Consider the following 22,733-nt stretch of genomic DNA (forward strand, 5'->3'; position numbering starts at 1 on the left):
TATCCCTTGTCAGTCGGAAGTCGCGGTCAAAGCGCGTCGTCGTTGGTTTCGCCGGTGCGCACGCGCAGGGCGCTGTCCACATCCAGAACGAAAATCTTGCCGTCGCCGATCTTGTCGGTCTTGGCAGTGGTGGCGATGGTCGAGACGACCTGATCGGCCATGCCGTCGGTGACGACGACCTCGATCTTGACCTTGGGCACGAAGTTCACGGCGTATTCCGCGCCGCGGTAGATTTCGGTGTGACCGGACTGGGCACCAAAGCCTTTGATCTCGGTCACCATCATCCCGCGCACCCCGATGGTGGTGAGCGCCTCGCGCACCTCCTCGAGCTTGAACGGCTTGATCGCTGCAATGATGAGTTTCACGTTAATCCCCTTGCGAGTTTCCTTCGTCGGCCTCTCAGCGGACCGCTCACGACGGCAGAAGGAAGGGGGTACGGCCCGAGTCTCAAGCGCTGCAGTGCAGCAGATCAGGCGATTCCATGGCGCGATTGCACATCTTTTGCACAATTTGGTGTATTTGCCTGATTATTGGGCGAACATGAAATTGCGATCGCCGCTCATGCCGCTCCACATTTGCAGCGCGGGCCTGTATGGTCGGACCAAAGAGCAGGCGAAGAGCCAAGGCAAGGCATGAGCGGGACAGGCGGACGAAAGCCCCCTTTGGTGGCCGAGAAGCGCTATGCAAGCGCCCCGGCACGAGGCCGGACAGGCGGCAATGGTAGCGGCAACGGCGGCCGCAAGCCCCCGCGCGGGGGCAAGGGCGCCAGTGGCGGCAAGGGTAACGGCGGCAGGCCGCGCAAGGCGGCCCCGCGGCGCCGGCGCGGCCCCATCGGCTGGCTTCTGGGAACAATCTGGGCGGCAATCCGGTCCGTCATCCGGCTGATCTGGGCTTTTGCCTGGCGGATCGGCGCGGTCACCACGCTGCTGGTTGCTGCGGCGGTTGCCTATGACGCGGCAATGTTGCCACCCGCATCCTCGCTTGTGGACGGGCGTGCGCGCGGGTCGGTAACGCTGATGGATCGCGATGGTCAGACTTTTGCGTGGCGCGGCGAACAGTTTGGCGGTGTGATCGACGCCAAGAACGTCTCGGTGAACCTGCGCAACGCCGTCGTCGCGACCGAGGACAAGCGGTTCTACCACCATTTCGGGATCGACCCGCGTGGTATCGCCAGCGCGATGATGATCAACATCCGCGCCGGGCGTGGGCCGCTGTCGGGCAATGGCGGCTCGACCATTACCCAGCAGACGGCCAAGCTTCTGTGCCTTGGCCAACCCTATGACGCGAACATCTGGAAGACCGAGGCGGATTACGAATCCGACTGCCGGCAGACCACGCTCTGGCGCAAGATCAAGGAAGCCGTCTACGCGATGGCGATGGAGGTGCGCTACTCCAAGGACGAGATCCTGACCATCTACCTCAACCGGGCCTATCTTGGCGCCGGCACACGGGGGTTCGAGGCCGCCGCGCAACGTTATTTCGGCAAATCCGCAGCCGAGGTTACACCGGCCGAGGCAGCGATGCTGGCCGGCCTGCTGAAGGCGCCGACCACCTATGCCCCCACCAACAACATCGCCCGGTCGATCGACCGGGCCAATGTCGTGATCGGGCTGATGGAGGATCAGGGGTATCTGTCGACCTCCGCGGCGAACGAGGCGCGCACCCATCCCGCCCAGCTGTCAGAGGCGGCGCAGGCCCGTGCCGGCGGCTATTTTGCCGACTGGGCCATGGATTCGGGGCCCGAGTTCTTCACCCGCAATACCACCGAGGACGTGATCATCAGCACCACGCTGGACCAGCGCATCCAGAAGGCCGCCGAAGACGCGCTGAAGTCGATATTCGAGACGCGGGTGAAACAGGGCTCGACCGCGCAGGCCGCGATCGTGGTGATGTCAGCCGATGGCGCGGTGCGCGCCATGGTCGGCGGGCGTCAGACAGGGCTATCAGGTGCCTTCAACCGCGCCACGCAAGCCAAGCGGCAAACCGGATCGCTCTTTAAGCCCTTCGTCTATGCCAGTGCACTGGATCTGGGCATGTCGCCGCTCGACATGATCGATGACAGCCCGCTGACCATCGACATCCCCGGTTCGGGGCCGTGGAGCCCGCAAAACTACGATCACCAGTTCAAGGGCGCCATGACGCTGACGCAGGCGCTGACCGAAAGCCGAAACATCCCGGCGGTGAAACTGTCCGAGATGGTCGGGCTGGACCGGGTGCGTGCCATCGCCCATGCCTTCGGCGTGCAAAGCGATCTGGCGCAAGGCCCGGCGCTGGCACTTGGCGCCTCTGAAAGTACGCTGTTGGAGATGACCGGCGCCTTCGCGGGCATCCTCAACGGCGGCTCTTCGGTCACGCCCTACGGCATCACGGACCTGCGGCTGAAGGGCGACAATGCGCCGCTGATGTCAAACACCGGCGGAATTGGCGAGCGGGTGATCAGCGAGGCCGCCGACCGGCAACTGATCTGGATGATGTCAAAGGTCGTCGAGGACGGTACCGGAGCAAGGGCGCGGCTGGATGGCTGGCAGATCGCCGGCAAGACCGGCACAACCTCGGCCGCGCGCGACGCGTGGTTCATCGGCTTCACCGCCGATTACGTCACCGGCGTCTGGATGGGCTACGACGACAACCGACCGCTGACCGGCGTGACCGGCGGCGGCCTGCCCGCCGAGATCTGGCACGACACCATGACGCGCGTGCTGCAGGGCGAAACGCCCAAGCCCCTGCCGATGCAGGCACCTGTTGCCGCCGATTACCAGACGGGGGGTAACGGCCAACCACAGATGGTGCCGGGCACCAACGTGATCGACGGCACGGCGCAACAGCAGGGCGGCGGCAATTTCATCGACCAGTTGTTGCAAGGCATTCTGGGCGGATCGTCCAACAGCGGCAACTGAGCGGCGCTCAATCCCCGGCAGCGGGGGCAGCGTCGCCGCTTGGTTCCGGATCGGGACAGCGCGCGTAGCGGAAGACGTAGCCGTCCCAGACCATGAAGATGCCATCGCCCTCATGCGTGTTCATGACCATCGCACGGGCACTCCACGCGCCGTCGCCACCGCCGCATTCCATCTGGTAAAGCGTCGCGTCCATGTCCACCACGTTGACCGGCCGGGTCATCTGGCAGGACATGCCGACGCCGGTAAAGACGCCGTCGGCGATCTTCAGCGCTCCACCCGGCTCGCCAATCTTCGCGCAGTCCGAATCGGTCGCCTGCCGGTAGGTGCCGTCATAGGGAGAGGCAGCCACGATGGCGGGCCAGACACACAACAGCGCCGCAATGCCGCGCATCATCCTCATGGTTCAGGTATTGGCGAGGTCGGCGATAAGCTGGTCGATATTGCCGCGCCGCTGGTCAAGCATCGCGCCGATCTCGGTCCGCTCGGACAAAAGCATGTCCACGCCCTCGATGATGATGTTGTAGAACAGCACCTTGCCCGAGGCATCCGAAACGTTGAAATCAACCTCGAAAGGTGCCTGCCCGCGCAGGATGGCATTGGTCTTGACCTGCACGCCGCGCGGCAGTTGCACGGTGCCCGTCATCTCGATCCGGCCACCGATGAATTCACGGAAGCGGCGGCCGTAGCGGCGGGTGATGTAAAGGCGGAAGGCGGCGGTGAAGCGCGCCATCTGGCTGCTGGTGGCGCGGCGGGCATCCGCGCCCAGCGCGTAGCGGGCAATCGCCGGCACGTCGGCGTAGCGGTCGAAGATGCCCTCGAAATCGCGGATCATCCGGTCCTCGCTCTCGCCCGAGGCGATGACCTTGTTGATATCGACGATCAGCGCATCGACCAGCGTGGTGGCCTGCGCGGTGGTCATTGCCCAAGCGCCGCGAGGCCCAAGACCGGCGACAAGCGCAAGGCCGGCAGCACCGGCCAGCAAGGTGCGGCGTCCGGGATTGGCGGGCAGGCGAGTATCGGGCCGGGGCATGGTCCTGGTCTCCTTCAGCGGCGCGGGGCTAGTTCGCATATGGGTCTGCGTAAGGATCTGCATAGGGGTCAGCATAGGGATCGGCGGCGTCTTGCCCAGACGCACTGGTCGCATTGCCGGCGGTGAACCGCCGGTTCTGCAGATACATCAGCCGGGTCTGCGCATAACTGTCGGCACTGTCGTAAAGCACTGAGTCGAACGTTTCCGAGAAGCGGCCACGCTGGATGACCAGCGCGGCAGCCGATGACGGCAACTGCAACCGCCACGACAACGCGGGCCTTGTGAAATTGAACGGATCAAGCAGCAGGTCCACCACGGTGCCCACGCTGTCGCGCTGGGTCGAGGGGCCAAGGATCGGCGTTTCCGAATAGGCCCCTTCGGGAAATCCCCAGACCGCCAGCGTCTCTCCGAAATCGGTCGTGCGCTCGTTCAGGCCGACGGCACTGGCCGGGTCGAAAAGGCCGCCGATACCCAGTGTGCTGTTGAGTACGAAGCGCACCGTGTTCGTCACCACGATCCCGGCATTGCCCTGCAGCACGCCGTTCACCACCATTCCGGGCAGGGCAAGGTTGTGCGAGAAGGCCACGACCGGATCGGTCAGGGCCGGCGGCGCCTTGGCGATCGTCATTGCGACCGGGCGCAACACCTTGCGGTCGAAGGAGACGTTGAAATCGTGAACCCGCCGATTGCGCGCCTCGTGCGGGTCGTTGAAGGCCGCCCCGGGCGGGGCCTGGGTGCAGGCCGTAAGGGCCACGATAGCCGCAAGTCCCAACGCCGCCGCGAGCCGGTTTTTCGAAAACAATGACAAAGATGGACCGATCTTAAGCGGATGGATAGATTCAGGGATATGTAACAGAACCGGCCAGCCATGTAATCGGCAAATTCCCGGCTGGGCGCGGTGGACAGGGACGGACAGGCGACGATGGCGCATCACGTTTCCGACAACAGGGCCGGGCGCGGGGCGGCAGAATTGCGCGCTGCGCTGCGCGACAGCCGCGGCCTGCTCTGGGCTGTGGGGGTGTTCAGCACGGTGGTCAATGCACTGATGCTGACCGCGCCGATCTACATGCTCAACATCTATGACCGGGTCCTGCCGGCCCGCTCGGCCGAGACCTTGATCGCGCTTTCAGTGCTGATGGTCACGCTTTATGCCGCAATGGCGGTGCTGGATGGCGCCCGAACGCGGGTCATGGCACGCATCGCGGCTCGGGTACAGACGCGGCTGGAAGGGCGCGTTCTGGGTGCGGTGCTGGCTGCCGGCGCGGGTGGCCCGGCGCCTGCGCAGGCCGCGACCGGGGCCAGCGACCTTGATGCGGTGCAGCGATTTCTCTCCTCACCCGCGCTGACGGCGCTGTTCGATCTGCCCTTCACGCCGCTGTTTCTTGCGGGGATCTTCCTGTTCCACCCGCTGTTGGGCCTTCTGGCTGTAGCGGGCGGTGCGGCGCTTGTGGCGCTCGCGCTGGCCAATCAGGCGCTGACGCGCAGGCCCGGTGCCGAGGCTGTTGCGGCCCAGCAGCGGGCCGAGGCCCTGGGCCTGCATCTGCGCGCGGAGGCGGGGACACTGGCCGCGCTCGGCATGGCCGGGACGGGGTTGACGCACTGGACGGCCGTGCGTCAATCGGCACTGGACCGATCGCTGGCCGCCGGCGATGCCGCCGGGGCCTTTTCGGCCACCACGCGGGCGCTGCGGCTGGGGCTTCAGTCGGCAATGCTGGGGCTTGGTGCCTTCGTCGCACTGCGGGGCGAGATCACGCCGGGTGCGATGATCGCGGGATCTGTGCTGTTGGGCCGCGCCCTTGCCCCGGTCGAGTCGCTGGTTGCGCAGTGGGCGCTGCTGCAGCGCGCAGCAGAGGGCCGTCGCAACCTTGCCGCGCTGCTGACAGCCCTGCCGCCGACGCCGGTGCGCACCGCGCTGCCGCGTCCCGCTGCACGGCTGGAGGTCAACGGGCTGTCGTTGCTGGCCCCGGGCACCGCCCGGCCTGTGGTGCGCGGCGTGGGCTTTGTTATTCAGCCGGGACAGGCCATGGGGGTTATCGGCCCATCCGGTGCAGGCAAGACCACGCTGGCTCAGGCGCTGACCGGCGCGCTGCCGCCTGCTGCCGGGACGATCCGGCTGGATGGCGCGACGCTTGATCAATACGGGCCGGCGTCGCTGGGCGAGCTGGTGGGCTATTTGCCCCAACGCGTACCGGTGTTCGAAGGCACAGTGCGCGCCAATATCGCCCGCCTTTCAGCGGCACCCGACGATGCGACCGTGGTCGCGGCCGCCCGTGCCGCCGCCGCGCATGAGATGATCCTGCGTCTGCCGCAGGGCTATGACACGGTGCTGGCTCCCGGTGGGGCGCCGCTTTCGGGCGGGCAGGTGCAACGGCTGGGCCTTGCCCGCGCGCTTTACGGCAATCCGGTTCTGCTGGTGCTGGACGAGCCCAATTCCAGCCTCGACAACGACGGCACAGTGGCACTGAACGCCGCGATCCGCGCTGCAAAGGCCGATGGTCGTGCAGTTGTGGTGATGGCGCACCGCCCCGCTGCGATTCAGGAATGCGATATTTTGTTGATGCTGGAAGGCGGAGTTGGCCGCGCCTTTGGCCCGCGCGACAAGGTGTTGCGCGAGATGGTGCAGAACCACGGCATTATCCGCAGCGCAGCCATGCCCGGTGGTGTCACGTGACGGCGGCCGCGCCAGAGATCGCCATGCGCCGGCGCGGGGCAAGGGGGCCGGTGCTGGCAGGGCTGCTGACGCTGGTGGCCCTTGCCCTTTTCCTTGGTGTCTGGGGCGCCTTTGCCGACCTGACCGGTGCGGTCATCGCCGCCGGCCAGATCGAGGTCGAACGCAATCGGCTGCCGGTCCAGAACGCGGATGGTGGCGTCATCGCGGCCGTTCAAACCGAGGAAGGCCAGCAGGTTGAGGCGGGCGATGTCCTTTTCGAGTTCGATACCGAAACCGCCCGCTCGGATCTTGCCTCGATCGAAGGACGGTTATTCGAGATCATGGCCCGCCGCGCCCGCTACGAGGCCGAGCAGGACGGCGCGGACACCCTGACGTTCGACCCGGTCCTCACCTCGTCCAGCAATCCGGTCGCCGCCACGCTGATGGACGGCCAGCGGCGCCTTTTCGACGCACGCCGCACCGCGCAGGCCAACGAGGCCGAACAGCTGGCCCGCCAGCGTGAACAGGTCGGCGCGCAAATTCGCGGACTTCAGGCACAGGCAGCGGGGGCAGCCGCGCAGATCGCGCTGCTCGATACCCAGATCACCAGTCAGCAGGACCTGCGTGACAGGGGCCTTGCACAGGCCGCAACGCTGACCGCCCTGCAACGCCAGCGTGCCGATCTTGCCGGGCAACAGGGTGCTATCGCCGCCGCCATTGCCGAGGCGCAGGGGCGCGATGCAGGCCTTGCGCTGGCCGCGCTGAAACTGGGCGACGATCGCCGCGAACAGGCCATCAGTCAGTTGCGCGATCTTGGCCCGGCCGAATCCGATCTGGTCCAGAAGCGCGCGCAATTGATCCGGCAGATTGACCGCGCCACGGTGCGCGCGCCGGTCGCAGGCACCGTTTATGGCCTCGTGGCCACCGCGCCGCAGACGCTGGTCCGGCCGGGCGAGACGCTGCTTTACCTCGTGCCAAGGGATCGCCCGCTGGAGATCACCGCGCGGATCGCGCCGCGCGATATCGACCAGGTTCACCCCGGCCAAGAGGTGCTGTTGCGGCTGACCGCCTTCGACCAGCGGCGCACGCCGGAAGTGGCCGGAACGATCACCCGCGTCTCGGCAGATACTTTCCGCGACCAGCCCGGCGGGCCGTCCTATTACCGCGCGACCGTAGCACTTGATCCGGGCGCGGCCAAAACCCTGCCCGAAGGCCTGCGATTGATCCCCGGCATGCCCGTCGAAGTGCAGGTGCGCGGGGCCAGCCGCACGCTGTTTGACTATTTCCTAAAGCCGCTGGGCGATTTTTTCGCCCATGCCTTCCGCGAGACCTGATTGTCCCTGCCCGCCAAGGCGGGTAGCGTCGCGCCGAACACGACGACAGGAAAGGATGCAGGATGGCGGGACAATTCGAAGCGAAACTGGCGGAGCTTGGCGTCACCCTGCCCGACGCGCCCGCCCCGCGCGCCAATTACGTGCCGTGGGTGGTCACCGGCAACACCGTCTGGGTGTCGGGCCAGGTCGCCTCCGGGCCCGACGGACTGATTTGCGGCAAGCTGGGCGCCGACATGAGCCTCGAGGCGGGCGCGGCCGCGGCGCGCGCCTGCGCGATCACCCTTCTGGCGCAGGTCAAGGCCGCCTGCGGGGGCGATCTGGACCGGCTGGCGCGGGTGATCAAGCTGACCGGCTTCGTCAACTCCACCCCCGATTTCACTGATCAGCCGAAGGTGATCAACGGCGCATCGGATTTCCTTGTCGCTGCGCTGGGGGATGCTGGCCGTCATGCCCGCTCGGCGGTGTCAGCGGCGTCACTGCCACTTGGCGTTGCGGTTGAAATCGAAGGCATTTTCGAAATCAGATGAGTCTGCCGCCTGCCTTTCTCGCCCGGCCCCTCGCCCACCGTGCGCTGCACGACACGGCCGAGGGCCGCCCCGAGAACAGCCGCGCGGCCATGCGCGCGGCCATCGCGGCGGGCTATGGCATCGAGATGGACCTGCAACTGTCGGCCGATGGGGTGCCGATGGTCTTTCACGACTACGACCTTGCCCGCCTGACAGGCGAGACCGGCCCGCTGGCCACCCGCACGGCGGCCGAGCTGGGCCGGATCCGCCTGCGCCACGGCGATGAGGGTATCCCGACGCTGGCCGAGGTGCTGGCGCTGGTGGCGGGCCGGGCGCCCCTGCTGATCGAGATCAAGGACCAGGACGGCGCCTTGGGCCCCGACGTGGGACGGCTGGAAGAGGCGACAGCGCAGGCGCTGGCGGGTTATGACGACCCGGTGGCGGTGATGTCCTTTAACCCGCATTCGATGGGCGAAATGGCCAGTCTTGCACCCGCGATCCCGCGCGGCCTGACGACCTGCGCCTTTCCCGCGGCCGATTGGCTAACGATCCCGCCCGCCACCCGCGAGAGGCTGGCCGCCATTCCGGACTACGCCCGCACCGGCGCGTGCTTCATCAGCCACGAAGCGGCCGACCTCGGCAATCCGCGCGTGGCAGAGCTGAAGGCAGCGGGCGCGGCGATATTGTGCTGGACGATCCGCACGCCCGCGCAAGAGGCAGAGGCGCGAAAGGTGGCGCAGAACATCACATTCGAGGGCTATCTGCCTTGACCGGGGCGCTGCCGCACCCACCTCAACGCCCATGACCGCGACGATCGAGATCACCACCCATACCCGGATCGACGACATTTCCGCCGCCGATTGGGATGGCTGTGCCTGTCCTGAAACGGCTGATGGCGGCCGCCCGCACGACCCGTTCACCACCCACCGCTTTCTCAAGGCACTAGAGGATAGCGGCTCGGTCGGTACCGGCTCGGGCTGGCAGCCGCGCTACCTTGCCGCGCGGGCGGAGGGCAAGCTGATCGGCGTGGCACCCCTTTTTGCCAAGAGCCACAGCCAGGGCGAATACATCTTCGATCACGGCTGGGCCGATGCATGGGAACGGGCCGGCGGCCGCTATTACCCCAAGCTTCAGATCGCGGTGCCCTTCACACCGGCCACGGGCCGCCGCTTTCTGACGCCGCCCGGCGAAGAGGTGCACGGGATGGCCGCGCTGCTGCAAGGCGCGGTGCAGATCGCGGCCGAGAACCGGCTGTCGTCGCTGCACGTCACCTTCTGCACCGAGGCCGAGGCGCTGGCGGGTGCCGAAATGGGCCTGTTGGCCCGTACCGGCCAGCAGTTTCACTGGGAAAATCCCGGCTATGGCAGCTTTGAGGATTTTCTGGCCGAGCTTTCCAGCCGCAAGCGCAAGATGATCCGCAAGGAGCGCGCCGAGGCGCAGGGCTTTGGCGGGCAGATCGTGCAGTTGACGGGAAAGGATATCCACCCCGAGCATTGGGATGCGTTCTGGGCCTTTTATCAGGACACCGGCAACCGCAAATGGGGCACCCCCTACCTGACCCGCCGCTTTTTCGATCTGGCCCACGAACGGCTGCGCGACGACATGCTGATGGTGCTGGCGCTGGACGACGGGCGGCCGATCGCGGGTGCCCTCAATTTCATCGGGCGGGAAACGCTGTTCGGCCGATACTGGGGCTGTACCCAGCATCACCCCTTCCTGCATTTCGAACTGTGCTATTACCAGGCCATCGACTACGCCATCGCGCATGGCCTGCGGGTTGAGGCCGGGGCGCAAGGCGAACACAAGCTGGCGCGCGGCTATCTGCCGGTTGAAACCCACTCGCTGCACTGGATCGGCGATGAAGGGTTCCGCGACGCTGTCGCGCGCTATCTTGAGGCCGAAAAACGCGCCGTCGATCACGAGATCGAGGTGTTGACGCAATATGGCCCGTTCAAACGCCACCATCAGGAGGAACAACAATGACCGAGACGCTGACCAAGGCGGAACGCGACGCGGCCCTGCCTGCACTTGGGCAATCCGGCTGGGGCGCAATTCCCGACCGCGACGCGATCCGCAAAATCTGGAAGTTCCGCAACTTCTCGGAAGCTTGGGGGTTCATGGCGCGGGCTGCACTGGTTGCCGAGAAGATGAACCACCACCCCGAATGGATGAACGTCTACAACGTGGTCGACGTCACGCTGACCACGCATGACGCGCATGGACTGACTGCGCTCGACGTGGAGCTGGCGCGTAAGATGGATGCGATGGCCGGCAATGCCGAGGTGCAGCGCGACCATTCCGAGCCGGTCGAATGCCTTTGCCAGCTGCATGCAAAGGGCGGCGCACCGGACTGACGACCGGGCCCATCGGGTTGACCTCGGAAGCCCGGGCGTCCAAGACCTGAGCCCCGGACGACAGAGGAGATACACGCATGGACAACCTGCTGGGCACCGTCATCTGGAACGGCAAGACGCTGGGCGATCTGTTGACGCTCGACATGCTGGCCTCGCTTGCCGGGTCAATCTTCGGCGCGCTCGCCATCGTGGTGCTGGGGTTCTTCATCGCCGGGCTGGTGCGCGGCCGGCTGGTGCGGATGGGGCAGAAGTATCGCCGCCTTGACCAGACGCTGTTCACCTTTCTCGGCAACCTCTCGCGCTATGCCATCCTCGCCTACACGGCGATTTTCGTTCTCAACACCTTCGGGGTGCAGACCACATCCGTCGTCGCCCTGATCGGCGCGGCCGGCCTGGCCGTAGGCCTGGCGTTGCAGGGAACCTTGGCGAATGTCGCTGCGGGGGTGATGATTATCCTGTTCCGGCCGATCAAACTGGGCGATTTCGTCGAGGTGGCAGGCCAGTCGGGCACCGTCAAGGACATCACACTCAACAATATCGAGTTGGCGACGCTTGCCAATGTTCAGGTCATCGTTCCCAACGGCAAGGTCTGGGGCGATGTCATCACCAATTACTCCGTCTATCAGCAGCGCCGCGCCGAATGGGTGTTCGGCGTCAGTTATTCCAGCGACCTGAAACTGGTCGAGCACACCATTCGCGAGGTGATCGAGGCTGACCCGCGCGCATTGGCCGAACCCGCACCCTTCGTGCAGGTCAATAATCTTGGTGATTACTCGGTGGATTTCCTCGTGCGCTACTGGTGCACCAGCAGCGACTACTGGCAGTTTCAGGCAGACATCAAGCGCAAGGTGAAAGAAGCCTTCGACGCCAAGGGCATCGACATTCCTTTCCCGACGCAGACGCACCTGACAGTCCCGGCCTGAACCGCGCCGGAGGGGCCCGCATGAAGGCCCTTCCATCCATGTGCGGCGAAACTGGCGACAGCGCTTCGGGCCGGCGGAGCAAAACACTTGATCCAGCGACAGGATAACGCAAGATCGACCGCAGGCGGCGAGCCACTTGGCGAACGTCGGCCAAGAGATCGAAAAATGGCATATATCGACGAAGCCGGGTTACAGGAATACACGGCGCGCGAAGGCTGGGAAATCGCCGTCGAGCAAGTCGTAGGCCGAGATCCGGCCGCTGCATGGCACGAATGGTTCGCGCGGGTCTGGGACGGCGAAACCGGGGCCATCATGCGTGATCATGGGCAAGAGCCCAGCCGCGTGGGCAGCATGCGCGAGGTGCCATCCATGCGCATGACGGAAAAGATCGTCGGCACTGGAATGCCAGACCCGAATGATCCGCAAAATGCCGTGCCGTCAATCAGCTACACGTTCGAGAATTTCACGACGCGCCGGCTCCTCGGCTTCGTGCGATTCCTGCCAGTCGAGGGCAATCCAGCCGCGACCCGCGTCGTCTGGGGGGTGAAGTGGGCGCCCTCGGTTGCGGGGCGCTTGTTCCTCGGCGGCTGGCTGCTTGTCTGGGCACTGCGCGCGGCGACGCGCTCCAACATTGCCAAGTTGCAACCTCAAGCAACCTGACGGGAGGTCCCGTCAAGTGAACTCTCGAACTTCCGACCTTCATTGTCGCCGTTGGGGCGCGCCGGTCCTGTGGATCAAGCCGATGAATGCCGGTCAGATCGCTTCCAGAAACCGCTCGCCCGTCGAGATGTCACAAACGCCGGGTTCGTCGATGTTGACCTGCGTCACCACGCCATCCTCGACCAGCGCGGCATAGCGGTTGGACCGCCCCGTCAGGCCGATCGCAGGCGCATCGAAGGCCATGCCCAGTTCGCGCGTCAGCGCGCCGGTGGCATCGCCCATCAGCGTCACGCCGCCCGCACTGGCCCCGGTCGCCTTGTCCCAGGCATCCAGCACGAAAGGATCGTTGACCGAGACGCAGATGATCTCTTCGACGCCCTTCTCGGCCAGCGCCTTGGAGACGCGCATGAAGCTGGGCAGGTGCGTGGTCGAGCAGGTGCCGGTGAAGGCCCCCGGCAGGCCGAACACGATCACCTTGCGGCCCTTGAGTTTGTCGGCAAGGCTTACCAGTGCAGGGCCATCAGGGCCCATCACGCTGAGTTGCGCATCGGGGAAAACTTGTCCTTTGGAGAGGGTCATCGCGGGTCTGTCCTTGATTGCGGTCTAACTTCCGAGGGATATAGGCTTCGCCTGCGCAACTGCCAGCATCGGGAACAAGATTGAATGGAACATGTCGTCGTCGTCGGGGCCGGGCAGGCCGGTTGCTCGCTGGTCGCCAAGCTGAGGGCCGAAGGATTTGCCGGCCGGATCACCCTGATCGGTGCCGAGAATGTGCCGCCCTACCAGCGCCCGCCCCTGTCGAAGGCCTACCTGCTGGGCGAGATGACGCTGGACCGGCTGTTCCTGCGCCCGCTGGAGTTTTACGCCAGCCACGACATCGCCCTGCGCCTTGACACACAAGTGGTGGCGCTTGACCCGGCCGAGCGCGAGATCACGCTGGGTGATGGCGAGGTGATCCGTTACGACGCACTGGCGCTGACCACGGGTTCGCACCCGCGCAGCCTGCCTGCCGCGATTGGCGGCGATCTGGACGGCGTCCATACGATGCGCGACCTCGCCGATGCCGACGCGATGGCGCACCAGTTTCAGCCGGGGCGAAAGGTGCTGATCGTCGGTGGCGGCTATATCGGGCTGGAGGCAGCAGCGGTGGCCGCCAAGAAAGGGCTGGAGGTGACGCTGCTGGAAATGGCGCCGCGCATCCTTCAGCGCGTGGCCTGCCCCGAAACCTCGGACTATTTCCGCGAATTGCACCGTGCGCATGGCGTCGATATCCGCGAAAGCACGGGACTGAAGCACCTGATCGGCGAGGCCCGGGTGTCGGGTGCGATGCTGTCTGACGATACCGAGATGGATGTTGATTTCGTCATCGTCGGTGTCGGCATCTCGCCCGCCACGGAACTGGCAGAAAGCGCCGGCCTGACCATCGACAATGGCATCTTGACCGATATCCACGGCCGCACCTCGGACCCGGCGATCTGGGCCGCGGGCGATTGCGCCTCGTGCCTTTTCCACGGGCAGCGAATTCGGCTGGAAAGCGTGGGCAACGCCATCGACATGGCCGAGGCTGTGGCGCTGAACATCCTTGGGCAGGAGGTGAATTACGATCCGGCGCCCTGGTTCTGGTCAGACCAGTACGATTGCAAGCTGCAGATCGCGGGGCTGAACCACGGCTATGACGCGGTGCATGTGCGGCAGGCGGGCGAAGGGCGTAGCCACTGGTATTACCGCGCGGGTGCGTTGGTGGCCGTCGATGCGATGAACGATCCGCGCGCCTACATGATCGGCAAGCGGCTGATCGAGGGTGGCAAGTCCCCTGCCCCAGAGGTCATCTGCAACCCCGAGGCCGACCTCAAGGCGCTGTTGCGCGCGTGAGGATCATCGCCGGACGGCACCGGGGCCTGAAACTGGCCGACGTCGGCGAAGGCGACACGGACGCGCACTTGCGCCCCACCGCCGACCGGGTGCGCGAAAGCCTGTTCAACATGCTTGCAGGCGGCCGTTTCGGCGATCCGGTGACGGGCGCGCGCGTGCTCGACCTCTTTGCCGGCACCGGCGCGCTGGGGCTGGAGGCGCTGTCACGCGGCGCGACACATGTGACCTTCGTCGATGACGGGAAGGTGGCGGGCCGCCTGATCCGCGATAACCTGCGCCGGGCGGGCCGGACCGATCACGCGACGTTGCTGGCGGTCGATGCCACCCGGCTGCCGCCCGCACCCGCACCGGCAAGCCTGGTCTTTCTCGATCCGCCCTATGCAAAGGGCCTTGGTGCGCCCGCGCTGGCGGCCGCAGGTGCGGGCGGCTGGTTGGCCCCGGGCGCCTTGGTGGTGTGGGAGGAAAACGCCCCCCAGATACCGCCGCCGGGCTTCACCCTTGCTGACCGGCGGCGCTATGGCGACACTTGGGTCACGGTTTTGCAGGGATGAAGGTGCGCTCTTGCGGCCACAGCCAATGGCCTGTATCCGCCGCCCCTTGGACCCGACAGGGCCGGATTTGTTGAAATGTCACGAATCCAGCGTTACCTTTGGGATCAGGCCCGGCGCCGTGGCCAAGGACGGCGCGCATCAGGAGGACAATGACCTGTCTCTCAACACAACGGCGGACATGCCCGCCCCTGCGCGTTCCGGCATCATGACCGGAACGAACCCTGCGGCAAGCGATGCGCTGCTCGCCGTGATCCTCGCCTCCCTCGACGATGACAAGGCCGAAGACGTCGTGACGATTCCGTTGCGCGGCCGGTCCGAGATGGGCGATTTCATGGTCATCGCGACCGGCCGGTCCAGCCGGCAGGTCGGCGCCATCGCCGAGAAGCTGACTGAACGCCTCAAAGAGGCTTTCGGCACCAACTGCAAGATCGAAGGCAAGGAAACCGGCGACTGGGTGCTGATCGATTCCGGCGACGTGATCGTTCACCTCTTCCGGCCCGAGGTGCGCGAGTTCTACCAGCTGGAAAAACTCTGGATGCCCGCCGAGGCGGTGGCCAAAGCCCGCTGAGATGCGGCTGACGATCTGTGCCGTGGGCCGGCTGCGGGCTGGCCCTGAACGCACGCTGATCGATGATTACCTGACACGCGCCGAACGGTCGGGTCGTTCGCTGGGCCTTGGCCCTGCCCGGGTGGCCGAGGTTGAGGACCGCAAGGGCGGCGGCATGGCCGCCGAGGCCACGCTGCTGGAGCGCGCCATCCCCGCCGGCGCTGTGGTGTGCATTCTGGACGAACGCGGCAAGCTGATGTCCTCCCCCGATTTCGCGCAAATGCTTGCGGGATGGCGCGACGCGGGCCGGTCCGAGGCGGCCTTTGTCATTGGTGGCGCCGACGGGATCGACCCCGCACTACGCGCCCGCGCCGATGCCGCGCTGTCGTTCGGGCCGATGGTCTGGCCGCACATGCTGATCCGGGTGATGCTGGCCGAACAGCTTTACCGCGCGGTCACGATCCTTGCCGGATTGCCCTATCACCGCAGTTGAAGCGCCGGAAAATCGCGCGCGCCCGCGCGCGAGCCGTTTTCCCCGCCCCGCGCCCGTGCTACGCCGCATTGCATGTGGGACATCTTCCTCAAGACACTGCCGTTCTTCGCGCTGATCGGTCTGGGCTACGGCGCGGGCCGGCGGCAGTTCTTCACGCCCGAGGCGACGGCCTACCTGACGAAGTTCGTGTTCTACTTCGCGCTGTCGGCGATGCTGTTTCGCTTTGCCGCGACGCTGTCGATCGGGCAGATCTTCGGCTGGCCCTTCGTGCTGGCCTACCTGACCGGGACCGGCACCATCTACCTGCTGGCCACCGCCGTGGCGATGCTGCGCCGGCGCGGCGTGGCCGAGGCCGCGGTAGAGGCGCAATGCGCGGTGATCGGCAACGTGGGCTTTCTGGGCATCCCGATGCTGGCGATGCTGCTCGGGCCCACGGCGGTGGGCCCGGTCATGCTGGTGCTGGCCTGTGACCTGATCGTCTTCGGCTCGCTCATCGTGATCCTCGTGACAGGTTCACGCGATGGCCGCATGTCGCCCGCAATCCTGCGCACCGTGGGCATTGGCCTGTTGAAGAACCCGATGATCGTCTCGATCGTGCTGGGCCTCGCCGTCTCGGCCGCCAAGGTGCCGCTGCCGGTGCCTGTGACGGATTTCCTGACGCTGCTTGGGGCGGCGGCCACGCCCGGCGCGCTATTCGCCATCGGCGCGTCACTCGCCACCAAGTCGGCCGAGCGGCTGGCTGTGGCGGGCTGGCTCAGCACTTGCAAGCTGGCGCTGCACCCGGCCGCGGTCGCCTTCACCTCGCTTGTCGTCTTCGACGTGCCGCGCGACCAGGCCTCGGTGATGATCGCCGCGGCCTCGCTGCCGGTGGCGGGCAACGTCTATATCCTGGCCCAGCATTACGGCGTGGCGCCGCACCGTGTGTCGGCCTCCATCCTCGTCTCGACCGCGGTCAGCGTCGTCACCGTTTCGCTGGTGATCGGCTGGATCGCGCAAGGGGTGCTGTGATGACCGGGGCCTACCAGCCCATCCCCCTGCCCGACCGCGCAGACCTGACCGACGCGGAACGCGCCGCGGCGGCGCAGGCGTTTCTTTCCACCATGCGCAAGCGCCATTCGGTGCGCGACTTCACCGACCGGCCCGTCGACGAGGCGGTGATCGCCGATTGCATCGCCGCCGCCGCCAGCGCGCCCAGCGGCGCCAACCACCAGCCTTGGCATTTCGTCGCCATCGCCGACCCGGCGATGAAGGCGCGCATCAGGGAAGCCGCGGAGGCCGAGGAAGAGGCGTTCTACGCCGGCGGCGGTGGTGACGAATGGCTGGCCGCGCTGGAACCGATCGGCACCGGCGCGTCCAAGCCGCACCTGACCACCGCGCCTTGGCTTATCGTGGTCTTCGCCGAACGCTGGGGCACCACCGCCAGCGGCACGCGGCGCAAGAATTATTACGTGCCCGAAAGCGTGGGCATCGCCACCGGTTTCCTGATCACCGCGCTGCACATGGCCGGGCTGGTCTGCCTGACGCACACCCCCAACCCGATGAAGTTCCTCAATGATCTTTGCGCAAGACCGGCGGCGGAAAAGCCCGTGATGATCCTTGTCGTCGGCCACCCGGCCGGGGATGCCACCGTGCCCGCCGCCGCCAAGATCAAGAAACCGCTGGCCGAGGTCATGACCATTTGCCGCGCGCCTGCATCAGCCGAAGGATAAGCCCATGAAAACGATCTCGGAAAACCGGTGTTTCGGCGGTGTACAGGGCGTCTATTCGCACGCCTCCGATGCCTGCGGCTGCGACATGACGTTCGGCCTGTTCCTGCCCCCCGCGGCCGAACATCGCGCCGTGCCGCTCTTGTGGTTCCTCGCCGGGCTGACCTGCACGCATGAGAATGCCATGCTCAAGGCCGGGGCGCAGGGCTGGGCCGCCGAGGCGGGCATCGCGCTGGTCTTTCCCGATACCTCGCCGCGCGGGGCGGGCATCGCCAATGCAGAGGATTTCGCACTGGGCCAAGGCGCGGGGTTCTACCTCAACGCCACGCAGGCGCCTTGGGCGCCCAACTATAACATGTGGGACTATGTCACCGACGAATTGCCGCGGATCATCACCGCCGCTTTCGCGGTGGACGAAGAGCGCCAGTCGGTGACGGGCCATTCGATGGGCGGGCACGGCGCGCTGACGATGGCGATGGGGATGCCGGGGCGGTTCCGCTCTGTCTCGGCCTTCTCGCCGATCTGCAACCCCACGCAAAGCGACTGGGGCCGCCCGCAATTCGAGGCCTATCTCGGCTCGGTCCAGGCGGGTGAAAGCCATGACGCCTCGCTGCTGATGACCCATTACGGGTTCGAGGGGCCGCTGCTGATCGACACCGGCACGCGCGATCCCTTCGCCAGCCTTTTGGGCACGCCGGCAATGGCCGAGGCGATGGCGACCCGCGGCCAACCGGGGCAGTTGCGGCTGCAGGGCGGCTACGACCACAGCTATTTCTTCGTGGCCAGCTTCATGCGCGACCATATCGCGCTGCATGCCGAGGCGCTGCGCGCGTGATCTACGTCGATGCCGACGCCTGCCCGGTCAAGGCCGAGGCCGAGCGCGTGGCGACGCGCCACGGGCTGCGCATGGCGCTGGTGTGCAACGGCGGCATCCGGCCATCCGCCAACCCGCTGGTCGAGCTGGTCATCGTGCCCGAGGGGCCTGACGTGGCCGACAAGTGGATCGCCGAACGCGCCGGCGCGGGCGACGTTGTGGTGACCGCCGATATCCCGCTGGCCGCGAAATGCGTGGCTGCCGGCGCGCAGGTAATCCGCCACGACGGCAGCGCCTTGACCGAGGCCAATATCGGCAGCGTTCTGGCCACGCGCGACCTGATGGCCGACCTGCGCGCGGCCGATCCGTTCCGCCAGGGCGGCGGCAAGAGCTTTGGCAAGGCCGAGCGCGCGCGCTTTCTCGACGGGCTGGAACGGGCCGTGCAGGCCGCGAAACGGAGGACAGGATGAGCGTTGACGCCGTGATATTCGACATCGGCAACGTGCTGATCGAATGGAACCCCGAGCGGTTCTACGACAGCGCCATCGGCGAGGCGCGCCGCCGCGCGATGTTCGACGCCGTGGACTTGCATGGCATGAACGACGCGATCGACCGCGGCGCCGACTGGCAGACCGAGGTCGCGGCCTGCGCCGCGCGGTTCCCGGACTGGGCCGACGAGATCGGGATGTGGCATTCCCACTGGATCGAGATGGCGCGCCCGGCCATCGACCGCTCCGTGCGGCTGCTGGCGGCGCTGCAGGCGAAAGGCGTGCCGGTCTTTTCGCTGACGAATTTCGGCATCCAGACCCATGCCTTCGCAGTGCCGCACTACCCCTTCCTGGCCAGTTTCGACCGCGCCTACATCTCGGGCCACATGGGCGTGATCAAGCCCGACCCGGCGATCTATGCCATGGTCGAGGCCGATTGCGGGGTGGCCCCCGAACGGCTGCTCTTCACCGACGACCGCGCCGACAACATCGCCGCCGCGGCCGCGCGCGGCTGGCAGACCCACCATTTCGACGGGCCCGCGGGCTGGGCCGCGCGGCTGGTGGCCGAGGGCCTGCTGAGCGAGGCCGAGGCGGCCTGAGGCCAGACCCGCCGCGCAGATGTCGGAAACCGGCGCGACGTGTCGCGCCACGCTGCTGCCATCTGGGTGGGAAAGGCCCGCCCAATGACCGCCCTCCGCCCCGTCCCCTTCGGCACTGCCGCCGTCGCCGCCTTCAGCGCGATGGTCTCGGTAACGTTCTTTTCGGTCAACGACATGGCGATCAAGTTTCTCTCGGGGGGCTACGCGCTGCACGAGGTGGTGCTGATCCGTTCGGTCGTCGCGCTGGGGGTGCTTTTTGCGCTGATCGCACCCGGAGCCGGTGGTCTGCGCATCGTGCGCACGCGCCGGCCACTGTTGCACATCGTGCGCGGGCTTCTCGTCGTCACTTCCAACATGTTGTTTTTTCTGGGCCTTGCGGCGCTGCCGCTGGCCGAGGCGGTTGCGATCTTCTTCATCTGCCCGGTGATCGTGACGCTATTCTCGGTGATCTTCCTGCGCGAAACGGTCGGCCCGCATCGCTGGGCCGCCACGGCCGTGGGGTTCATCGGGGTGCTGGTGATGATCCGTCCCGGCACGGCGGCGTTTCAGCCCGCCTCGCTACTGCCCATGGGCTCGGCGGTGGCCTATTCGGCGATGCACATGCTGACCCGCACTATCGGGCGCACTGACGGCGCGGCGACGCTGTCATTCTACATCCAGCTGACGTTCCTGATTGTCTGCATCGGTTTCGGGGTAACCGTGGGCGACGGCCACTTTGCCGCGCAGGACAACGCCTCGCTCGCCTTCCTGCTGCGCGCCTGGACATGGCCGGGCCAGGCCGACTACCTGATCCTTGCCGCCATTGGCCTGTGTTCGGCAATGGGCGGCTATTTCATTTCGAAGGCGTATCGCATGGCCGAGGCGGCCTTCGTTGCGCCGTTCGAATACCTGTCGCTGGTGCTGGCGATCTTCTGGGGCCTTCTCGTGTTCGGCGAATGGCCCGATGCAGTGGCATTTGTCGGTATAGGGCTGATCATCGCCTCGGGTCTCTATACGCTCTGGCGCGAATCGCGTGCGCGGCCCGCCCCCGTGGCCGAGGCGCCGCAACTGCAACGCTAGAGGGGACATAACATGACTGCGACCATCGACTTCGCCGAGGGCGAAAAGGGGCTGGACTGGCTGGGGCTGACGCGCGCCTTGGCCGTAGGGCACGACAAGCCGCCGGCCAAGGTCGAGGATGTGTTCCTTTACCGGGGGGCGGACACGCTGCTGAACCGCTCGGCATGGATCGACGGGATGGGGATCGCGGTGAAATGCGCCACGATCTTTCCGGGCAACGCCGCGCAGGGCAAGGCCATGATTGGCGGCGCGGTCAGCCTCTTTTCCGACGAGGACGGTGCGCTGGAGGCGATCCTCGACTTTCACCTTGTGACCAAGTGGAAGACGGCCGGCGACAGCCTGCTGGCCGCGACCCGCCTTGCCCGGCCCGACAGCCGCGAGATCCTGATCGTCGGCGCGGGGACGGTGGGGCGTTCCTTGCGCGCGGCCTATGGCGCGGCCTTTCCCGACGCGCATTTCACCGTCTGGAACCGTTCGCCGGAAGGCGCAAAGCGGTTTCAGGCCGAGCATCCGGAAGTGGCCATCGCCGAGGATCTGGAGGCAGCCGTGCGGCGCGCCGACATCGTGACCAGCGCGACGATGTCGACCAACCCGGTGATCAAGGGCGAGTGGCTGCAACCCGGCCAGCACATCGACCTGATCGGCGCCTACCGCCCCGACATGCGCGAAACCGACGATACCGCGCTGAAACGGTCGCGCGTGTTCGTGGACAACATGCACACGACCGTGGGCCATATCGGCGAGTTGAAGATCCCGGTGGAAACCGGCGTGATCCCCGCCAGCCACGTCCTGGCCGATTACTATGCGCTGGACAAATTCACGCGAACCAGCCCCGACGAGATCACGCTGTTCAAGAACGGCGGCGGCGCGCATCTGGACCTGATGACCAGTCGCTACATCCTCGATGTCTGGCAGGCACGTCAGGCCACCAGCGGCTGAGCCTCTTCCCGGATCGGCAGGTGGATCAGCGCCGAGAGCAGGCCCACCCCGATCCCCACCCACCAGACGGCGGTGTAATTGCCGGTGATGTCGTACATCCGCCCGCCCAGCCAGACGCCGAGGAACGCGCCCAGCTGGTGGCTGAAGAAGACGATGCCGTAAAGCGTGCCCATGTAGCGCAGCCCGTAAAGATGCGCGACAAGGCCCGAGGTCAGCGGCACGGTGGCCAGCCACAGGCTGCCCATGCCCAATGAGAACAGGACCACCGTGGCCGGTGTCATCGGCGTCATGATGAACGCCACGGCAATCACTGTGCGGCCAAGATAGATCGAGGACAGCACGTATTTGCGCGGGTAATGCTTGCCCGCCCAGCCGGCCATCAGCGTCCCGCCGATATTGGCCACCCCGATCAGCGAGATCGCGATCGCGCCCAGCGCGCTGGTCGAGGTGACGCCGAGCGCGGCCAGCACACCGCCCGCCGCTATGGGGCCGCACATCTCGGTCACGAAGGCGGGGAAATGCGCGGTGATGAAGCCCAGCTGGTAGCCGCAAGAGAAAAAGCCGATGAAGATCATCATGTAAGACGGGTCGGCAAAGGCGCGGCGCAGAAGCTGGCCCATGCTTTCCTCCAGCTCCAGCCGGCTGGCGGGCGCGGGGCCGCGCATGAAGGGCAGAACCAGCATCGCGGCAAGGATCAGCGCCGCGAAGACGAGGAAGACCATCTGCCAGTCCATCACCGCCAGCAGTCCCTCGGCCAGCGGCGGGCCAAAGACCTGCCCGGCAGAGCCTGCGGCCGTCGCGATGGCCAGCGCCATGCTGCGATGTTCGGCCGCCGCGGCCCGGCCCACCACGGCCAGGATCACGCCAAAGCCGGTGCCGGCAATGCCGAAACCCACCAGCACCTCGTAGGCCTGGTGGGCCAGCGGCGTGGTCGCGCCCGCCGACAGGACCAGCCCCGCGGCATAGAACAGCGCGCCGAGGAAGATCGCCCTGCGGTCGCCGATCCGTTCGGCCAGTGCGCCGAAGATCGGCTGACCGATGCCCCAGGCCAGGTTCTGGATCGCGATGGCCAGGCTGAAATCGCTGCGCGGCCAGTGAAATTCGCTGGCGATGGGAATCTGGAAGATGCCGAACGATGCGCGGATGGCAAAGCCCGTCAGGATCACCAGGCAACCGGTGACAAGGACGGGGGTAAAAAGCGGCGCGCGCGTCTGCATGAACGCCAGATTGTCGAACCGCGGCACGCCGTCAATCCCGCACAAATCGGTGCGCCCGTCATGCCACCGGTGTATCGCGGGCGCTTTTCAAGCG

At 66.4% G+C, this 22,733-nt stretch carries 26 protein-coding genes; 20 read left to right on the forward strand and 6 right to left on the reverse strand.

The genetic code is table 11. The annotated features are described in order from the left end of the window. Positions 1–26 precede the first annotated feature (26 nt). Positions 27–365, reverse strand: coding sequence for a P-II family nitrogen regulator (locus GC146_RS16100; protein WP_291840998.1), 339 nt, complete (start codon positions 363–365; stop codon positions 27–29). A gap of 267 nt (positions 366–632) precedes the next feature. On the opposite strand from GC146_RS16100, the gene GC146_RS16105 reads away from it, so the two are divergent. Next, on the forward strand, positions 633–2,897 hold the full coding sequence (locus GC146_RS16105) for a PBP1A family penicillin-binding protein (RefSeq protein WP_291840999.1): 2,265 nt from the start codon (positions 633–635) through the stop codon (positions 2,895–2,897). Between the two features lie 7 nt (positions 2,898–2,904). Here GC146_RS16105 and GC146_RS16110 read toward each other — a convergent pair whose 3' ends face one another. From GC146_RS16110 to GC146_RS16120, 3 genes are read right to left on the reverse strand one after another with little or no spacing between them, the layout of a single operon-like run. Further along, complete coding sequence (locus tag GC146_RS16110; protein ID WP_363241745.1) at positions 2,905–3,297, reverse strand: hypothetical protein; 393 nt, start codon at positions 3,295–3,297, stop codon at positions 2,905–2,907. Positions 3,298–3,300: 3 nt separating this feature from the next. Next, entirely contained in the window at positions 3,301–3,927 is a 627-nt protein-coding gene (locus GC146_RS16115; protein ID WP_291841001.1) for an ABC transporter substrate-binding protein, read from the reverse strand. A 28-nt stretch (positions 3,928–3,955) separates the two neighbouring features. Then, positions 3,956–4,699, reverse strand: coding sequence for a VacJ family lipoprotein (locus GC146_RS16120; protein WP_291841002.1), 744 nt, complete (start codon positions 4,697–4,699; stop codon positions 3,956–3,958). Between the two features lie 150 nt (positions 4,700–4,849). Here GC146_RS16120 and GC146_RS16125 point away from each other — a divergent pair, with 150 nt between their 5' ends. The 8 genes from GC146_RS16125 (at position 4,850) to GC146_RS16160 (ending at position 12,354) form a co-directional block, all read left to right on the forward strand. Next, positions 4,850–6,598 (forward strand): type I secretion system permease/ATPase, encoded by a 1,749-nt coding sequence (locus GC146_RS16125; protein ID WP_291841004.1) that lies wholly within the window; start codon positions 4,850–4,852, stop codon positions 6,596–6,598. Beyond that, positions 6,595–7,911 (forward strand): HlyD family type I secretion periplasmic adaptor subunit, encoded by a 1,317-nt coding sequence (locus GC146_RS16130; protein WP_291841006.1) that lies wholly within the window; start codon positions 6,595–6,597, stop codon positions 7,909–7,911. Before GC146_RS16125 ends, GC146_RS16130 begins: the two co-directional genes overlap by 4 nt. 62 nt (positions 7,912–7,973) lie before the next feature. After that, positions 7,974–8,438: a RidA family protein gene (locus GC146_RS16135; protein WP_291841008.1), complete on the forward strand. Its 465-nt coding sequence runs from the start codon at positions 7,974–7,976 to the stop codon at positions 8,436–8,438. Then, positions 8,435–9,187: a glycerophosphodiester phosphodiesterase family protein gene (locus tag GC146_RS16140; protein ID WP_291841010.1), complete on the forward strand. Its 753-nt coding sequence runs from the start codon at positions 8,435–8,437 to the stop codon at positions 9,185–9,187. Before GC146_RS16135 ends, GC146_RS16140 begins: the two co-directional genes overlap by 4 nt. Before the next feature lie 31 nt (positions 9,188–9,218). Beyond that, on the forward strand, positions 9,219–10,400 hold the full coding sequence (locus GC146_RS16145; RefSeq protein ID WP_291841012.1) for a GNAT family N-acetyltransferase: 1,182 nt from the start codon (positions 9,219–9,221) through the stop codon (positions 10,398–10,400). Further along, positions 10,397–10,771, forward strand: a complete 375-nt coding sequence (locus GC146_RS16150) for a 4a-hydroxytetrahydrobiopterin dehydratase (RefSeq protein WP_363241749.1) — start codon at positions 10,397–10,399, stop codon at positions 10,769–10,771. Before GC146_RS16145 ends, GC146_RS16150 begins: the two co-directional genes overlap by 4 nt. Before the next feature lie 77 nt (positions 10,772–10,848). Further along, positions 10,849–11,694, forward strand: coding sequence for a mechanosensitive ion channel domain-containing protein (locus tag GC146_RS16155; RefSeq protein ID WP_291841014.1), 846 nt, complete (start codon positions 10,849–10,851; stop codon positions 11,692–11,694). Between the two features lie 165 nt (positions 11,695–11,859). Continuing rightward, positions 11,860–12,354, forward strand: coding sequence for a hypothetical protein (locus GC146_RS16160; RefSeq protein WP_291841016.1), 495 nt, complete (start codon positions 11,860–11,862; stop codon positions 12,352–12,354). A gap of 93 nt (positions 12,355–12,447) precedes the next feature. On the opposite strand, the gene GC146_RS16165 is transcribed toward GC146_RS16160, so the two are convergent. Then, positions 12,448–12,933 carry a peroxiredoxin gene (locus tag GC146_RS16165; protein WP_291841018.1) on the reverse strand — a complete coding sequence of 162 codons (486 nt, stop codon included), beginning with the start codon at positions 12,931–12,933 and terminating at the stop codon, positions 12,448–12,450. An 84-nt stretch (positions 12,934–13,017) separates the two neighbouring features. Between GC146_RS16165 and GC146_RS16170 the strand changes: the two genes are divergently transcribed. The 11 genes from GC146_RS16170 (at position 13,018) to GC146_RS16220 (ending at position 21,422) form a co-directional block, all read left to right on the forward strand. Further along, positions 13,018–14,226 carry an FAD/NAD(P)-binding oxidoreductase gene (locus GC146_RS16170; RefSeq protein WP_291841020.1) on the forward strand — a complete coding sequence of 403 codons (1,209 nt, stop codon included), beginning with the start codon at positions 13,018–13,020 and terminating at the stop codon, positions 14,224–14,226. After that, positions 14,223–14,777 carry a 16S rRNA (guanine(966)-N(2))-methyltransferase RsmD gene (gene rsmD, locus GC146_RS16175; protein WP_291841022.1) on the forward strand — a complete coding sequence of 185 codons (555 nt, stop codon included), beginning with the start codon at positions 14,223–14,225 and terminating at the stop codon, positions 14,775–14,777. Before GC146_RS16170 ends, rsmD begins: the two co-directional genes overlap by 4 nt. A gap of 178 nt (positions 14,778–14,955) precedes the next feature. Next, complete coding sequence (rsfS, locus tag GC146_RS16180; protein WP_291841024.1) at positions 14,956–15,345, forward strand: ribosome silencing factor; 390 nt, start codon at positions 14,956–14,958, stop codon at positions 15,343–15,345. A gap of 1 nt (position 15,346) precedes the next feature. Then, positions 15,347–15,817, forward strand: a complete 471-nt coding sequence (rlmH, locus tag GC146_RS16185; protein ID WP_291841026.1) for a 23S rRNA (pseudouridine(1915)-N(3))-methyltransferase RlmH — start codon at positions 15,347–15,349, stop codon at positions 15,815–15,817. A gap of 72 nt (positions 15,818–15,889) precedes the next feature. Then, a complete protein-coding gene (locus GC146_RS16190; RefSeq protein ID WP_291841028.1) occupies positions 15,890–16,825 on the forward strand; it encodes an AEC family transporter in 936 nt (311 codons plus the stop codon). Then, the gene (locus tag GC146_RS16195) at positions 16,825–17,526 is read left to right on the forward strand and encodes a nitroreductase family protein (protein ID WP_291841030.1); all 702 of its coding nucleotides are present in this window, start codon (positions 16,825–16,827) and stop codon (positions 17,524–17,526) included. Before GC146_RS16190 ends, GC146_RS16195 begins: the two co-directional genes overlap by 1 nt. Positions 17,527–17,530: 4 nt before the next feature. Then, positions 17,531–18,358: an S-formylglutathione hydrolase gene (gene fghA, locus GC146_RS16200; protein ID WP_291841032.1), complete on the forward strand. Its 828-nt coding sequence runs from the start codon at positions 17,531–17,533 to the stop codon at positions 18,356–18,358. Continuing rightward, positions 18,355–18,807 (forward strand): YaiI/YqxD family protein, encoded by a 453-nt coding sequence (locus GC146_RS16205; protein WP_291841034.1) that lies wholly within the window; start codon positions 18,355–18,357, stop codon positions 18,805–18,807. The genes fghA and GC146_RS16205 overlap by 4 nt, the downstream gene beginning before the upstream one ends. After that, positions 18,804–19,424: an HAD family phosphatase gene (locus tag GC146_RS16210; protein WP_291841036.1), complete on the forward strand. Its 621-nt coding sequence runs from the start codon at positions 18,804–18,806 to the stop codon at positions 19,422–19,424. Before GC146_RS16205 ends, GC146_RS16210 begins: the two co-directional genes overlap by 4 nt. A gap of 84 nt (positions 19,425–19,508) precedes the next feature. Next, positions 19,509–20,483 (forward strand): DMT family transporter, encoded by a 975-nt coding sequence (locus GC146_RS16215; protein WP_291841038.1) that lies wholly within the window; start codon positions 19,509–19,511, stop codon positions 20,481–20,483. Between the two features lie 12 nt (positions 20,484–20,495). Further along, the gene (locus GC146_RS16220) at positions 20,496–21,422 is read left to right on the forward strand and encodes an ornithine cyclodeaminase (protein ID WP_291841040.1); all 927 of its coding nucleotides are present in this window, start codon (positions 20,496–20,498) and stop codon (positions 21,420–21,422) included. On the opposite strand, the gene GC146_RS16225 is transcribed toward GC146_RS16220, so the two are convergent. Then, positions 21,404–22,639: an MFS transporter gene (locus GC146_RS16225; protein WP_291841041.1), complete on the reverse strand. Its 1,236-nt coding sequence runs from the start codon at positions 22,637–22,639 to the stop codon at positions 21,404–21,406. The genes GC146_RS16220 and GC146_RS16225 overlap by 19 nt on opposite strands. Positions 22,640–22,733 lie beyond the last annotated feature (94 nt).

The sequence above is a fragment of the Limimaricola sp. genome (assembly GCF_016125575.1).
GTDB lineage: Bacteria > Pseudomonadota > Alphaproteobacteria > Rhodobacterales > Rhodobacteraceae > WGLM01.

Excerpts from the sequence above, each read along its gene's own strand:
- GC146_RS16105 (WP_291840999.1), top strand. The coding sequence starts at position 633 with ATGAGCGGGACAGGCGGACGAAAGCCCCCTTTGGTGGCCGAGAAGCGC.
- GC146_RS16110 (WP_363241745.1), bottom strand. The coding sequence starts at position 3,297 with ATGAGGATGATGCGCGGCATTGCGGCGCTGTTGTGTGTCTGGCCCGCC.
- GC146_RS16115 (WP_291841001.1), bottom strand. The coding sequence starts at position 3,927 with ATGCCCCGGCCCGATACTCGCCTGCCCGCCAATCCCGGACGCCGCACC.
- GC146_RS16125 (WP_291841004.1), top strand. The coding sequence starts at position 4,850 with ATGGCGCATCACGTTTCCGACAACAGGGCCGGGCGCGGGGCGGCAGAA.
- GC146_RS16135 (WP_291841008.1), top strand. The coding sequence starts at position 7,974 with ATGGCGGGACAATTCGAAGCGAAACTGGCGGAGCTTGGCGTCACCCTG.
- GC146_RS16140 (WP_291841010.1), top strand. The coding sequence starts at position 8,435 with ATGAGTCTGCCGCCTGCCTTTCTCGCCCGGCCCCTCGCCCACCGTGCG.
- GC146_RS16145 (WP_291841012.1), top strand. The coding sequence starts at position 9,219 with ATGACCGCGACGATCGAGATCACCACCCATACCCGGATCGACGACATT.
- GC146_RS16150 (WP_363241749.1), top strand. The coding sequence starts at position 10,397 with ATGACCGAGACGCTGACCAAGGCGGAACGCGACGCGGCCCTGCCTGCA.
- GC146_RS16155 (WP_291841014.1), top strand. The coding sequence starts at position 10,849 with ATGGACAACCTGCTGGGCACCGTCATCTGGAACGGCAAGACGCTGGGC.
- GC146_RS16160 (WP_291841016.1), top strand. The coding sequence starts at position 11,860 with ATGGCATATATCGACGAAGCCGGGTTACAGGAATACACGGCGCGCGAA.
- GC146_RS16165 (WP_291841018.1), bottom strand. The coding sequence starts at position 12,933 with ATGACCCTCTCCAAAGGACAAGTTTTCCCCGATGCGCAACTCAGCGTG.
- GC146_RS16170 (WP_291841020.1), top strand. The coding sequence starts at position 13,018 with ATGGAACATGTCGTCGTCGTCGGGGCCGGGCAGGCCGGTTGCTCGCTG.
- rsfS (WP_291841024.1), top strand. The coding sequence starts at position 14,956 with ATGCCCGCCCCTGCGCGTTCCGGCATCATGACCGGAACGAACCCTGCG.
- rlmH (WP_291841026.1), top strand. The coding sequence starts at position 15,347 with ATGCGGCTGACGATCTGTGCCGTGGGCCGGCTGCGGGCTGGCCCTGAA.
- GC146_RS16190 (WP_291841028.1), top strand. The coding sequence starts at position 15,890 with ATGTGGGACATCTTCCTCAAGACACTGCCGTTCTTCGCGCTGATCGGT.
- GC146_RS16195 (WP_291841030.1), top strand. The coding sequence starts at position 16,825 with ATGACCGGGGCCTACCAGCCCATCCCCCTGCCCGACCGCGCAGACCTG.
- fghA (WP_291841032.1), top strand. The coding sequence starts at position 17,531 with ATGAAAACGATCTCGGAAAACCGGTGTTTCGGCGGTGTACAGGGCGTC.
- GC146_RS16210 (WP_291841036.1), top strand. The coding sequence starts at position 18,804 with ATGAGCGTTGACGCCGTGATATTCGACATCGGCAACGTGCTGATCGAA.
- GC146_RS16215 (WP_291841038.1), top strand. The coding sequence starts at position 19,509 with ATGACCGCCCTCCGCCCCGTCCCCTTCGGCACTGCCGCCGTCGCCGCC.
- GC146_RS16220 (WP_291841040.1), top strand. The coding sequence starts at position 20,496 with ATGACTGCGACCATCGACTTCGCCGAGGGCGAAAAGGGGCTGGACTGG.
- GC146_RS16225 (WP_291841041.1), bottom strand. The coding sequence starts at position 22,639 with ATGCAGACGCGCGCGCCGCTTTTTACCCCCGTCCTTGTCACCGGTTGC.